This window comes from Arthrobacter sp. ZGTC212 (genome assembly GCF_002929255.1).
GTDB lineage: Bacteria > Actinomycetota > Actinomycetes > Actinomycetales > Micrococcaceae > Arthrobacter_B > Arthrobacter_B sunyaminii.
Genome location: NZ_PJIJ01000005.1, coordinates 146,323 through 159,300 on the forward strand (window position 1 = coordinate 146,323; position 12,978 = coordinate 159,300).

General features: G+C 64.0%; 9 protein-coding genes. 3 read left to right on the forward strand and 6 right to left on the reverse strand.

Annotated features, from left to right (window positions below):
• A partial coding sequence (locus CXQ89_RS17205) for an MFS transporter (RefSeq protein ID WP_258060194.1) occupies positions 1-668 on the reverse strand: 668 nt, incomplete at its 3' end.
• 187 nt (positions 669-855) lie between these two features.
• Here CXQ89_RS17205 and CXQ89_RS17210 point away from each other — a divergent pair.
• Together CXQ89_RS17210 and CXQ89_RS17215 are read left to right on the forward strand one after the other, a co-directional pair.
• Positions 856-1,569 carry a CE1759 family FMN reductase gene (locus CXQ89_RS17210; protein WP_258060195.1) on the forward strand — a complete coding sequence of 238 codons (714 nt, stop codon included), beginning with the start codon at positions 856-858 and terminating at the stop codon, positions 1,567-1,569.
• 116 nt (positions 1,570-1,685) lie between these two features.
• On the forward strand, positions 1,686-2,711 hold the full coding sequence (locus CXQ89_RS17215; protein ID WP_104162163.1) for an NAD(P)-dependent oxidoreductase: 1,026 nt from the start codon (positions 1,686-1,688) through the stop codon (positions 2,709-2,711).
• A gap of 35 nt (positions 2,712-2,746) precedes the next feature.
• On the opposite strand, the gene CXQ89_RS17220 is transcribed toward CXQ89_RS17215, so the two are convergent.
• Positions 2,747-3,547, reverse strand: a complete 801-nt coding sequence (locus CXQ89_RS17220; protein WP_104162164.1) for a cyclase family protein — start codon at positions 3,545-3,547, stop codon at positions 2,747-2,749.
• A 140-nt stretch (positions 3,548-3,687) separates the two neighbouring features.
• Between CXQ89_RS17220 and CXQ89_RS17225 the strand changes: the two genes are divergently transcribed.
• On the forward strand, positions 3,688-5,379 hold the full coding sequence (locus CXQ89_RS17225; protein ID WP_104162165.1) for a thiamine pyrophosphate-binding protein: 1,692 nt from the start codon (positions 3,688-3,690) through the stop codon (positions 5,377-5,379).
• A gap of 8 nt (positions 5,380-5,387) precedes the next feature.
• Here CXQ89_RS17225 and CXQ89_RS17230 read toward each other — a convergent pair whose 3' ends face one another.
• The 4 genes from CXQ89_RS17230 to ppk2 all read right to left on the reverse strand — a co-directional run bounded on the left by CXQ89_RS17230 (position 5,388) and on the right by ppk2 (position 12,932).
• Positions 5,388-5,837 carry a MarR family winged helix-turn-helix transcriptional regulator gene (locus CXQ89_RS17230; RefSeq protein WP_104104929.1) on the reverse strand — a complete coding sequence of 150 codons (450 nt, stop codon included), beginning with the start codon at positions 5,835-5,837 and terminating at the stop codon, positions 5,388-5,390.
• Between the two features lie 575 nt (positions 5,838-6,412).
• The gene (locus CXQ89_RS17235; RefSeq protein ID WP_104162166.1) at positions 6,413-9,778 is read right to left on the reverse strand and encodes a DEAD/DEAH box helicase; all 3,366 of its coding nucleotides are present in this window, start codon (positions 9,776-9,778) and stop codon (positions 6,413-6,415) included.
• Between the two features lie 279 nt (positions 9,779-10,057).
• A complete protein-coding gene (locus CXQ89_RS17240; RefSeq protein WP_104162167.1) occupies positions 10,058-11,767 on the reverse strand; it encodes an HNH endonuclease signature motif containing protein in 1,710 nt (569 codons plus the stop codon).
• Between the two features lie 154 nt (positions 11,768-11,921).
• Positions 11,922-12,932, reverse strand: coding sequence for a polyphosphate kinase 2 (gene ppk2 / locus CXQ89_RS17245; RefSeq protein WP_104162168.1), 1,011 nt, complete (start codon positions 12,930-12,932; stop codon positions 11,922-11,924).
• Positions 12,933-12,978: the final 46 nt, after the last annotated feature.

Sequence of the window (12,978 nt, forward strand, 5' to 3'; positions counted from 1 at the left end):
TTGCCGGCCTCGTTGAAGGCGGTCAGCAGGGTGCCCACGGAGATGACCAGGGGAACCACGCCCACCCAGTCCATCTTGGCCTTTACTGCCGCGGAGGATTCCGGAACGACCACAATCACCAGAGCAGCGGCAAGGACCCCCACGGCGGCCATGGTCCAGAAGACGGAGGCGAAGCCGTGATTCTGCGCCAGGTAACCGCCGGCAATGGCGTCGACGCCGGCAATGCCTCCGTTGACCGCGGCGATGACACCCATCAGGGTGCCGTAGAGCTTTGGTTCACGGATTTCCACCCGCAGCATGATCATGGACAGCGCCACCGTGGGCCCGGAGACGCCCTGGATCAGCCGGGCGAGGAACAGCACTTCGATGCTGGGGGCGAGGGCGGCCACCACGGAGCCGATGGTCAGAACCACCAGCATGCCGCCCAGGACCTTTTTGCGGCCGATGATGTCACCGAGCCGGGGAAGGAACAGGGAGAAGAGAGCGGCAGCGGTGAAGAACGCCGTCTGGGTCAGGGCGACGGCCGCAGAAGTGGTGTTCAGCTCCTCTTCAATGGTCAACAGTGCGGGGGAAAGCATGGAGGCGTTCAGCTGGAACGCCATGCAGGCGGCCAGCAGCGCCGTCATCAGCGCTGCAACGTTGACGCGGCGTTTGGTTGTTTCACTCACAGGTGTAGTACGTCAATTCATTTCGGGGATCTTCATCGGGTCCAGGAGGTTTTGCGGGCCCGGCACTGCGTTAACGATATCTGCTTTCGGGTACGGGTTTACCGCCTTGCCGGGCAGGCGAGGGGCCGGCAAGGAATAACTGCCGACCCGCAAAGGTTGGATCAGGCAGGATAAAAAATAGATGCATATGCATGAAGTAGCGGAGGTTGCCGAGATGGCAGATCGCAGAATAGTAGTTGTAACGGCAGGATTGGGCGTTCCCTCGTCCAGCCGGATGCTTGCCGACCAGTTGGGGCAGGCCGCCCGCCGGGCACTTGAGACCTCCGGCGGCTCTGCCTCGGTGAGCACCTTCGAACTCCGCGAGTACGCCGTGGATATCGCCAACAACATGGTGACCGGTTATGCGCCGCCGAAGTTGGAGACGCTCATCAATGAAGTAGTGGCCGCAGACGCGCTGGTGGCCGTAACCCCCGTGTTCACTGCCTCCATGAGCGGCCTCTTCAAATCGTTCTTCGACGTTATCGACAACACCGCCCTGGATGGAAAGCCCGTGATCCTGGGAGCGACCGGCGGCAGTTCACGGCATTCCCTGGTAGTGGACTTCGCGATGCGGCCCATGTTCAGCTATCTGCGGGCCAAAGCCACGCCGACGGCGGTCTATGCGGCACCGGAGGACTGGGGCTCAGCCGGCGACACCGGATCCGCTCCCTCCGGCACAAGTGCATTGGATGTCCGGGTGCGCCGTGCGGCCTCCGAGCTCGCTGCACTCTTGGGAACCCAAGGAACACAGGGAACCCAGGGAACCCAAGGACCGCAGGGAACCCAGCAGCCTGCAAAGCGTCCGGATCCCATGGTTTCGCTGCCTTTTGAACAGTTGCTGGCCCAAACCCGCCGGGGATAGGGAGCCTCTTCTAACGCCGCCCGGCCGGAACTAAACTCGACAGGATCCGTCTCGGCCGGGCCCGGCCTTCAGGCCGGCTCGTAGGCCGGGAACCTCACCAGCGGCAGGAGCCGTGTATGGCCAAGCATGCCGATTCCGAATCCTCTTTCGCCGGTTCATCTTCCGGACCGTCCGTTGCCGGCAGTAACACGGTGCCCTCCGTTGATCCGTTCACACCCACTGCGCCCGCACCCTCCATTGCCATTCTTCCGGCGTCCACCTCGGAACTGGTGGCTGCCGTGGCCGAGGGCGGCGGCATTGTGGAGGCACTGTCGGACAGCACCGCCGGCGTGGTGCTGGCGGACGTCGTCGGTCCCGAAGCGGTGGAACGCGCAGTAAAGGGACGCCCGGGCATCCGCTGGGTCCAGCTGCCCCTGGCCGGGGTCGACCAGTATGACGATCTCATGCGGGCCCACCGGAATATTTCCTGGACCAGCGGGAAGGGTGCCTTCCGGCAACCGGTGGGGGAGTTCGCACTGACGCTGACGCTGGCGCTCATGCGCGGCATTCCGGTGTTCGCGCGGGCCGGCACCTGGGGGCCGCCGCAGGGCACGTCACTGCACAACCGGCACGTGGTCGTGGTGGGAGCAGGCGGGGTTGGACAGGAGATCCTGCGGCTCCTGCGCGCCTTTACCGAGCACGTCACGGTGGTTCGGGCACACGACCACCCGGTGGCGGGTGCCGAACGCACGGTCACCGATGCAGGGCTGGACGACGCGCTGAAAACAGCCGACGTCGTGATCCTTGCTGCTGCCATGACGGAGGGCACCAGGCACCTGATGGATGCCCGGCGGCTGGCGCGGATGAAGGATCATGCCTTTCTGATCAATGTTGCCCGCGGCCCGCTGGTGGATACGGATGCCCTGGCGCAGGCGCTTGCCGAGGGCAAACTGGCCGGCGCTGCCCTGGACGTCACGGATCCCCAGCCGCTGCCGGACGGGCATCCGCTCTGGTCCGAACCGCGGGCCCTCATCACGCCCCACACCGCGGAAACTCCGGAGATGGTGGCGCCGCTGCTGGCCGGCCGGGTGCGCGACAACGTTCGCAGGCTCGCCGCGGGACAACCGCTGGACGGCCTCGTGGACGTTGACGCGGGGTACTGACTGGTTACTGACTCCTCAGCAGCTGCCGCTTTCCTCTAACGGCCGTGTTCCACCAGTGCCAGCACCCGGGCCGGGCTTGCGGTGCCGCCGGTAATTTTCAGGGGCGCCACCACGATCAAAGCGCCGGTGGGCGGAAGCTGGGCCAGGTTTTGCAGCAGGGTGACGCCGTACTTGTTGTTGCCCAGCAGGTAATAGTGCGCCGGGAAGGGCGGATCGAACGCTCCGGCGTTGCCGGCGTCGATGCCAACAGTTTCCACCCCCAACCCGGCGATCCCCGTCTCCTCACCCAGCCACTTGGCGCACGCGGCCGAGATCCCCGGCGTGTGGGAGCCGCCGTCGTCGATGTTGAGGAACGCGTCAGCGTCCTCGGCGAACTTGTCCCACCCGGTGCGCAGGAGCAGCCAGCCGCCGTCGGGCAGCGCTCCGTGCTCGGCCTCCCACGTCTTGACGTGATCAATCTCGAGCACAAAATCGGGATCCTCTGCTGCCTGGGCGCTGAAGTCCAGGACGACGGCGGGCGCCACCAGGCGTGTCAGCGGAAGCTGTGAAACGTCGTCGCCGTCTCGCCCGGAAATCCAGTGCGACGGCGCATCCACGTGGGTGCCGATGTGCTCGCCGGTATGAATGTTGTTGTGTTTCCAGAACGGACCGGGCTCGTCGAAGGCGCTGACCGCTTCCAGACTGAAATCGATGAGGTTGACGAACGGTGCGGGCAGCTTCAGGGTGGGGGTGCTGCTGCTCAGCGGAGCTGTCAGGTCCACTATTTCCAGCGTGCCGCCGGCAACGGCGTCCAGCAGGGTGTTGATCAAACCGGAATCAGTTCGGTTGAGGCTCATATCGGTTCCTGTCCAGGCGGGGAGGCTTTGCCTGAGACTACCGGTGCGTCTGCGGCGCCATGTCACACAGGCGTCACATGGGCCGCAATATGTCGGCGGCGCGGTTGGTGCCCCTGCGGGCGGGACCTATTGTTCAGGGTATGGATGCTCCGAATATTGCAGCGCTCGTAGGCCGTACCCTGGCCCGGCTCGGGGCGGGACGCGCCTTTGGCGTGGTGGGCAGCGGCAACTTTCACCTCACCAATGCCCTGCGGGAGAACGGTGTTCCGTTCACGGCGGCGAGGCACGAAGGCGGAGCTGCCACCATGGCGGATGCGTACGCCAGGATGTCCGGCCGGGTTGCGGTGCTGACCACGCACCAGGGCTGCGGACTGAGCAACGCGGCCACCGGAATCGGCGAGGCGGCCAAATCCCGCACTCCTCTGATCGTGCTCACAGCGGATACCGCCTCGTCCGCCGTGCGCTCCAACTTCCGGATCGACCAGGACGGCCTGGCCCGCAGCATGGGCGCGGTTGCGGAGCGAATCCACTCAGCGGACAGTGCTCTTGCTGACACCGTCAGGGCCTACCGCACAGCTGTCAACGAACGCCGCACCGTGGTCCTGAGCGTCCCGCTGGACCTCCAGTCCGCTGCGGCCCCGCCGAGCACGCTGCCGCTCACCCGGCCGATGGTGCCGGCCGGCAGGATGCGCCCGGACGCGGTCCTGGTACGGGGCCTGGCCGACCTGCTGGGCTCCGCCCGGCGGCCGGTGTTTGTTGCCGGGCGGGGAGCCCGTTGTGCAGGAGAAGAAATTGCATCGCTTGCGGCCCACTCCGGTGCACTGCTGGCGACTTCGGCCGTGGCCAGCGGACTGTTCAACGGGGAAGACTTCAATCTGGGCATCTCCGGCGGCTTTTCTACTCCGGACACCGCGGACCTGATCCGCGGCGCGGACCTCATCATCGGCTGGGGCTGCACCTTGAACATGTGGACTATGCGGCACGGTTCGCTCATTGGCCCGGATACCGCCGTCGTTCAAGTGGATGTGGAGGATTCCGCACTGGGCGCCAACCGCGAGATTCATCTGGGCGTGCTGGGTGACTGCGCTGCCACCGCGGCCGATGTGCTGGAGCAGCTGAAAGCCGGCGTCCCCGAGCCGGCACAAAAATACCGGACAGCGGAAACCCTGCAGCGGATCAAGGCCGGCTCCCGCTGGCAGGACGTGCCGGTGACCGATGCGTCCACAGCGGACCGGATAGATCCGCGGGTCCTGAGCCTGGAACTGGACGCGCTGCTGCCGGCTGAGCGGCTGGTATCCGTGGATTCGGGCAACTTCATGGGTTACCCGTCCACCCACTTAGCCGTCCCGGACGAGTTTGGTTTCTGCTTTACGCAGGCCTTTCAATCGATTGGCCTTGGTTTGTCCACCGCGATTGGCGCCGCTTTGGCCCGCCCGGACCGGCTTCCGGTCCTTGGGGCCGGCGACGGCGGGTTCCTGATGGGAATCTCTGAACTGGAAACCGCGGTGCGGCTCCAGCTGCCTCTGGTGGCAATTATCTACAACGACGCCGGGTACGGTGCCGAGGTTCACCACTTTGCTGCGGGATCCGGGGTTGGCGGCTCAGACGCGGATTCGACGGTGGACCTGGACACCGTAACGTTCCCGGACACGGACATCGCCGCCATTGCCCGCGGCTACGGAGCTGCGGGAATTACGGTGCGACGCCGTGCCGGCTTGGAAGCGGTGAAGGGCTGGCTGGCCGGGCCGCGGAACGCCCCCTTGGTGATCGATGCCAAGATTGCGTCCGACGGCGGCGCCTGGTGGCTCGCGGAGGCGTTCCGCGGGCACTGATTTGGGGTTCACGCTCCGGCAGTGTCCTCCACCGAACCGTCCCAGCCGAGGTTCGTTGCCATCCGCTGCAGTACGGCAACCAGGGCGCCGTACTCGTCTTCGGACACGTTTTCCGTGAGCTGCTCGCGGATGCGTTCGACAGCGCCGCGAAGGTTTTCCAAGCTTCGCCGGCCCAAATCGGTCAGCTGGTACTGGCCGTCGTCCAGGGATACCCAGCCGCTTTCCCGCAGTTCCTCGATCAGCTCCGCTGACGTGATGCTGCCCTCGACCACCGGGAAAAACGGTTTCAATGCGTCGGAGAGCTGCTTTCCTGAGGCAGGGCCGTCCGTCAGGAGGTTCATCATCTGCCATTGCCGCCTGGTGACGCCGTGCTCTTCGAAACTGGCGCCAAACTGGTCATCAACCAGCTGGTCCACGAGCTTGAGCCAAAATCCGATGGGGCGTTCGTCAGTAGCCATCACCCCACTGTACAAACCAATCAGGATCTGCGGAATGGCAATCAGGGTCCGGGGAAAGGGCGGCCGCGCGAGAGCTGCGTTTACAGCTGCGCGCGCATGCCGCACCTTGGACATGGGGCGGAGCGGGCAAGATCTATGCAGACCATACAGACCGGAAGGGTGCCGTTGTCGTCGCGGAGGGGACGGTTGGGCATGGTCTTGCCGCAATAGGGGACAGGCCGCTGTGCATGGTGCATGGCCCGGCGCTTGCAGGGAGTGCAAAAAACGTGCACGAGTTCATCTTCATCCTTGGCGGTCACGTCCAACGGGCGGATGAGGGTTGATGCCTGAGTGCTCATGATCCTTTCCTGACGGCGGCACCGGGTGACCGGTTGGAGCGGTGCTTTTGCCAGCATCATAATTCGCCTGCGGAGTGCCCGAACGGCGGGGATGCGGGCCCCCTGTGAGCCGCCGATGCCCGTAAATATGCGGTTTCGGCGGGTCTTTACGGGTGGCTGACGGGGGCGGCGACGTGCCTAACTTCATAGTCTCCGGACCGGACATGTACAGGACCGAACAGCGGACGGACCGGTCGGCTAATCCAAGAGGGAACGGATGTCCTCAGCGGTGAGTGCGGAGCTGAACACCGCGTCATCGTCCATCACGGAGGTGAAGAGCTTGGCCTTCTGCTCCTTGAGCGCCATCACCTTTTCCTCGATGGTGCCGCGGGCCACCATCCGGTACACCATGACATTGCGGGTCTGCCCGATGCGGTGCGTGCGGTCCACGGCCTGCGACTCCGCTGCCGGGTTCCACCATGGATCCAGGAGGAACACATAGTCCGCTTCAGTGAGGTTCAAGCCGAACCCGCCAGCTTTGAGGCTGATGAGGAACACCGGTGCCTGGCCGTCCTTGAAGGATGCAATGACCTCTCCGCGGTCCCGGGTGGAGCCGTCCAAATAGGCATAGGGAATTCCGGCGGCGTCCAGCCGGGCTGCAGCCTTCTTCAGGAACGAGGTGAACTGGCTGAAGATCAGGGCGCGGTGTCCCTCGGCGGTGACATCTTCGAGCTGTTCAAAGAGGGCATCGAGCTTGGCCGAAGGCACGCCGGCGTAATCGTCATCCACCAGGGACGCATCCAGGCTCAGCATCCGCAGCAGGGTTAGGGAACGGAAGACGATCATCCGGTTGCGGTCCAGATCCTTGATCAGCCCCATCAGCTTTTGCCGTTCACGCTGCAGGTGCGTCTCGTAGATCTTGCGGTGCTTGGGGCTCAGCTCCACCTCCAGCACCTGTTCCTGCTTCTCCGGCAGATCCTTCGCAACGGCTTCTTTGGTGCGGCGCATCAGCAGCGGGCGGATCCGGCGGCGCAGCCTGGCCAGAAGCTTGGAGTCCTCACCGCGCTCAATGGGCCGCTGGTATTCCTCAATGAACTTCCGTGCGGAGGGAAACAGGCCCGGCGCCACAATGGCGAACAGGCTCCACAGCTCCAGCAGGTTGTTCTCCATGGGGGTGCCGGTGATGGCCAGTTTGAACGGAGCGTTGAGATCCCGGGCGCACTGGTGGGCCCGGGTGGTGCGGTTTTTCACGAACTGCGCCTCATCCAAGATGAGCCCGTCCCACTCCAGGGCACGGTAGGAGGCAAAGTCGAGCCGGAACACGGCATAGGAGGTGATAACGACGTCGGCGTCCGCCGTGAGTTCGGCCAGCGGCACCTTGGACTTGGCGGTGGTGTCCGGAACAGCGACCGCACGGAGGCCCGGGGTGAAGCGTGCCGCCTCGGAGAGCCAGTTTGGCACCACTGAGGTGGGGGCCACGACCAGGAAGGGCCGGCGGACCTGGGCGCCGGTGGACATGCCGTCACCGGCGGCCCCCGGCGTCCCGCCGTCGTCGGGGTGGACCGTCTGCTCCCGCGCATGGGCCAGAAGCGCCAGCGTCTGGAGTGTCTTGCCCAGGCCCATGTCGTCGGCCAGGATGCCGCCGAGTCCGTGCTCCCAGAGGAACGCCAGCCAGTTAAAGCCCTCGGCCTGATAGGGGCGGAGATCTGCCTTCAGCCCGGCCGGCAGCGGCACCTGCTCCACTGAATCCAATTCCAGCAGCCCGGTGACTGAAGCACGCCAGGCCGCGGCCTGTTCGGTTTCCTCCGCCAGCTCCTCCAACTCGGACCACAGTCCGGCCTGGTACCGGCTGATGGTCATTTCGCCGGTTTCCCATTCCTGCAGCCCTTCGGCCTCTTCCAGCAGGGCGTGCAGCTGCGCAAATTCGGGCCGGTCGAGCGAGAGGTAGGTGCGGTCAACAAGCAGGATCTTTGTTTTGCCCTGGGACAGTGCCTTGAAGACATCGGCAAAGGGCACGAGCCGGCCTTCGACGGTGATCATGATGCCGAGGTCGAACCAGTCCCTGCGTTCGGTTTCCACCGTGGTGATCTTCAGCTCCGGCACGCTGGTGAGCTCGCGGTAGGCGGGGCGCTCGCCGACGACGTCCACCCGTACGCCGTCGACCTTTTCGATCTTGGGGAGCAGATATTCAGTGAATTCCGCGGTGTCGATGCCGGAGTAGGAACGGCTGCGCGGCACCGATCCCAGGACTTTGCCGACGGCGGTGAGCAGGTCCGCTTCCGCTGCCACATCACGGTAACCGGAAGCGGGATCCGCCCGGGTTCCCAGCGGAATGAGCGTGAGGTCATTTCCCTGCCGGTATTCCCATTCCCAGTCGAGGAAGAGGGAATCATCGGGCTGGAAGGAGGCTGTGAGCACCAGCAGGGGCGGAGAAATCTCCGGGAACTCGACTGACTCATCGCTGCTGGTTACCGGCAGCACCTGGCGAAGCTTGGGGTAGAACTTCTCCAGAAAGACCGGGGCGTCCTCTTCGGGAATCATTACCGGGGCGCCGTTCAACAGCAGGCCCTTGTCCTGGTCCGTCAACGGGCGCGCGGTTGGCGCCAGAGTGATGACGTTTTCCGGACTGCGCACGTAAATGCCGTGCCCGGCGATCAGTCCGGCGGCATCGGTGGGGTAGGGCGCGCCGTCGATCTCCAGGACGGGCTGCAACTGCAGAGGTACGGCGGCGTCCGTTCCCGGGGATTCTTTGGCCGCACGCACATCGAGGGACAGCGCTGCCCGCTGACCCAGCCGGACACTGGTGTCTTTCTTGGTACCGACAAACTGCACGCCGATGCGCTGAGCTTCTTCCAGCAGCTGCCACAACAGGGGGTTGGAGAAATCATCCAGGTAGAGCCAGGAGTCATTCTGGCCGAAGTAGCTCACGCCGTTGGACCGGTGCAGAGCCGGAAACTGGGAAAACCAGCGGTGCTGTTCTGGATCCAGCTGCAGCCCGTACGTCTGATAGGCAATGTTGCTCCAGGCCAGATTGTTCTTGACCCAGTTGCCCTTCGTGTTGCGGACCACCGGTCGGACACCGAGCCGGAAAGAGGTCTTGCGGTGCGCGCTGCGGGGAGCCGGAGCACCCCAGCGGGCACTGATACCTGCGTCCGATGTCCGGATTTCAAACTGGAGCGCCAGGGGAGTGGCCGATGCCTTGGTGCTGCCCGTGAGCGCATGAAGGTCGGCGTCAATCAGCGTCTGCAGTGATTCCTGCCAGGCCGGCACCGCTGGTGCGCCGGCGGCGGAGGGCCGGATGAATTCCTGCCGTGCCACCAAATGATCGGTATTGCTTTGCAGTGCGACGGCGGCCACGTGCTTGCAGTCGAATCCAACGGGACAGCTGCAGTGGTTGTCCAGCAGGCGGTAGTCGCCCTGCCGCTTTTCCCCGAGCTGCAGCATGGTGCGGTACGGCACGGAAGAATGACCTCGAACCTTGGCGCGGAGCACTTCGGCCTGCGGTTCCCACTCCAGTTCCGCTACTGCACCGCCCTTGGCATAGGTTTGGCCACGTTGAAACGCAGCTCCTCCGACAACCCGGATGATGTCCGTGACGTCGATCAGAGGCGGTGAGGAAGGCATGTTTTTATCGTCTCACGCAGGCCTGACACTTCCGCGACCGGACTCCTCGGGGCCTGGTCCTCGGGGTTTGGTTCAGCATCCTCGGCGGGCCTTCCCTGCAAAGGACATGAAATATAGCTAACATCGTGGGCAACGCAGATCACAATGGCGTGATCTGCGTCTGACCACATTTACTGCACGAGGCCGACTGCAGTGGGCAATCCTGCCGCCGTCGGCGGATCATGAGAATGGCCGACAGCAGGGCGGCGGATAGTTCGAACTATCTCGTTCGAACTATCGTCAAAAGGGTGGCGGATCGTCGCCGTAGTCTTCCGGAGGCTCGCCTTCAGGGATCCAGCCCGTCATTCGGGTTGCAGCAGGTTTCGTGGCTTCCACCCTGGGTCCCGCGCTTAGTCTCGTGCTGGGTCCCGAGCTTGGTCCCGTGCTTAGTCGCGTGTTTGGTCCTGCGTTTGGTGCTGTGGCCAGGGTCAGGTGCGGATCGGTTCGGTAGGTTCGACCGCCCGGTGACGTCCACTCAATAATCCCGGGACTGTGTTGTCGTGCTTTCCAGAAACCCCGCGACTTGAACATGTGATGCCGCTTGCAGAGATGCTCCAGGTTGTCGTGATCGGTGCTCCCGCCGTGGGACCACGGTCTGGTGTGGTCTATCTCTGCGATCACGGCGTTGGTCCGGCAGCCGGGAAACCGGCAGGTTCCGTCCCGTGCCCGCAGCCAGCGCTGCAGCCCGGCAGGAACTTTCCGCCGCCGCCCGACCCGCAGGATCTCCTCAGTGTCCGGGTTTCGTTCCACCGGAGTCCAGTGCGCTGCCTGCCGGGCCAAACGACGGGCAGATTCTGGGCTGATCGGCCCGTATCCGTGCAGTTCGGCAGGCTGTTCGTCAGCACCGAACAGGGTCTCGGCGGTGATCAGGACCAAGATCTCGGTGCGGGCCCGTGCACGTGCCCGGGCCCGGTTGTCCTTGGTGTCGCGGCCGCTGTCCCTGTCCCTGCGGTCCCGATCGCCCCGGTCTTCGCGGTTGCTGCTGTCCCGGCCACCGGCCTTCACGCTGTGGGAGTCACCGCTGTCTCGGCCACCGCTATCTAATCCACCGGCATCGCTGGCATCCTCATCACCGTCGAGCAGGTCAGCCAGAATGTCCGCCCGCAACTGATCCACTCCCCGCGGATCCCCCGCCCCCTGCTCACCGCGCGCCGCCGTGGTCAGCTGCGTATAAACCAGCTGCGCCCTTGCTGCCGGCAATAACGCCGACAGCCACGACATCCCGTCCTCCTCCGGCACCAGACACACCCGCCGCCGTTCAAAAGCACTCTTATGCCGGACCGGAACGGTTTCCGGATACCGATTCTCCCGCAGCCTTCTGGCCTTCACCCGGAACTGGGACGATGTCTGCCCCGCACCCGCGGCCTCCAGCAGGGCAGCCTCGAAGGCGGCCAGTTCGGAGTCGGGGACGTTCTGGGACTGGTCCAGCACCGTCTGCACATGCCCGTACCCCAGGTCCCCGTCTTCCAGCCGGGCCAGGGTTGCGGTGTGGGTGGTGCATAACCGTCCCGCCTCACTCATCAGCATCTTCGCGGTGTTCGTGGGCAGGTGCAGGATGGCTGCGGCTTCCTCCGCGGCCAGGCTGAAGGTCAGGGCCGGATCCTCCCGGCCAACATCTTCGAGGAGCTCGTCACGGAAGAGGGTTTCCATCCGGTGCAGCACCTTGGCCTGCTGGGCCTGCGCCCACCGCACCAACGCATCCAACCGGGACAACACCACACTGGCTTCCTCCTGGGTCAGGGACTCCGCACCCTGCAGGACCAACGAACCGGTAAGCCCGTCCCGGGAGGACGGACCATGGTCCGGGGCCGGAGGGAAACCGTCTTGGTTGGAACCTGCATCAGCGACCCTGCGCGAAGCTTCAAAGACCGACCGGCTGGACACACCATGCTGCCCGGCACCGGATGCTTCACCGGTGCCGCCGCGTCGAAAAGATCCGTTCTGATCCATGTCTTCAGGCTTTCACCTGCCACCGACATTTCCGTCCCGAAAACAGCCCCAAAAACCCCATAACAGGCCCTCTTGAAGCCCACCAAATACTCGACTTTTTTGGCCCGCTACTTATCAGAAATGAGAATTACCTGCGTACCAGCAGGGTGGGCAGCTACCCCTGCGGTTTGACCACGGGGAAACGGCCGCTCGGCTCTTCGTCTTCCTCGAAGTGGCTGGCGGCAGGACCGACAATCAGCGGATCAGGCGCGTGTGCCACAGAAGTGTCCTTGTTCGGATAATCCACGCTGTGCAGCACAAACCGCATGGCTTCCAGCCGGGCCCGCTTCTTGTCGTTGGATTTCACCACGGTCCACGGGGCGTCACCGGTGTCGGTGTAGAAGAACATTGCTTCTTTGGCTTCGGTGTAGTCGTCCCACTTGTCGAGGCTGGCGAGGTCCGTGGGGGAGAGCTTCCACTGTTTCACCGGGTCGGTTTCCCGGGCCGCAAACCGTGCCACCTGCTCCGCCCGGCCCACGGAAAACCACAGTTTATTGAGCAGCACCCCGGAGTTCACCAACATGCGTTCCAGCTCCGGCACTTCCCGCATGAACTCCAGATACTGGGCCGGCGTGCAGTAACCCATCACCCGTTCCACCCCGGCACGGTTGTACCAGGAGCGGTCCATCATGACGATTTCGCCGCCGCTGGGCAGCTTCGCCACGTAGCGCTGGAAGTACCACTGGGTACGTTCGTTGTCCGTTGGTTTCTCGAGGGCCACAATCCGGGCCCCGCGCGGATTCAAGTGTTCATTGAAACGCTTGATCGCCCCGCCCTTGCCTGCGGCGTCACGGCCTTCAAAGATGATGAGCATTTTCTGCCCGGTGTCCTTGACCCAGAGCTGCATCTTCAAAAGTTCTATCTGCAGCGCACGCTTTTGTTTCTCATAGCTTCGCCGCGTGAGCTTTTTGTCATACGGGTAGTTGTGCCGCCACGCGTCGTCGTCGGCATTTACTTTGAGTTTTTTGCTCTTGACCTTTAGCTCACGAAGCTCATCGAGTTCGTTGGTGTAGTCCTCCGTCACGGAGATTCGGGTTACCTCGTCGGAAACCTCACCGTTAGCGGCGGTATCCGGCTCAGCCAACTTTTTGTCATCTTCTTTGACGGTGGTCTTGTTTGTAGCCATGGGTATCTCCTGCACGCGGACGGTGACTACGAATCTACGTCTCGCC

Bases quoted from the DNA above. Each gene is read 5' to 3' on its own strand.
- ppk2 (WP_104162168.1), bottom strand. From the start codon at position 12,932: ATGGCTACAAACAAGACCACCGTCAAAGAAGATGACAAAAAGTTGGCT.
- CXQ89_RS17220 (WP_104162164.1), bottom strand. From the start codon at position 3,547: ATGAGCCTCAACCGAACTGATTCCGGTTTGATCAACACCCTGCTGGAC.
- CXQ89_RS17215 (WP_104162163.1), top strand. From the start codon at position 1,686: ATGGCCAAGCATGCCGATTCCGAATCCTCTTTCGCCGGTTCATCTTCC.
- CXQ89_RS17240 (WP_104162167.1), bottom strand. From the start codon at position 11,767: ATGGATCAGAACGGATCTTTTCGACGCGGCGGCACCGGTGAAGCATCC.
- CXQ89_RS17235 (WP_104162166.1), bottom strand. From the start codon at position 9,778: ATGCCTTCCTCACCGCCTCTGATCGACGTCACGGACATCATCCGGGTT.
- CXQ89_RS17225 (WP_104162165.1), top strand. From the start codon at position 3,688: ATGGATGCTCCGAATATTGCAGCGCTCGTAGGCCGTACCCTGGCCCGG.
- CXQ89_RS17230 (WP_104104929.1), bottom strand. From the start codon at position 5,837: ATGGCTACTGACGAACGCCCCATCGGATTTTGGCTCAAGCTCGTGGAC.
- CXQ89_RS17210 (WP_258060195.1), top strand. From the start codon at position 856: ATGCATGAAGTAGCGGAGGTTGCCGAGATGGCAGATCGCAGAATAGTA.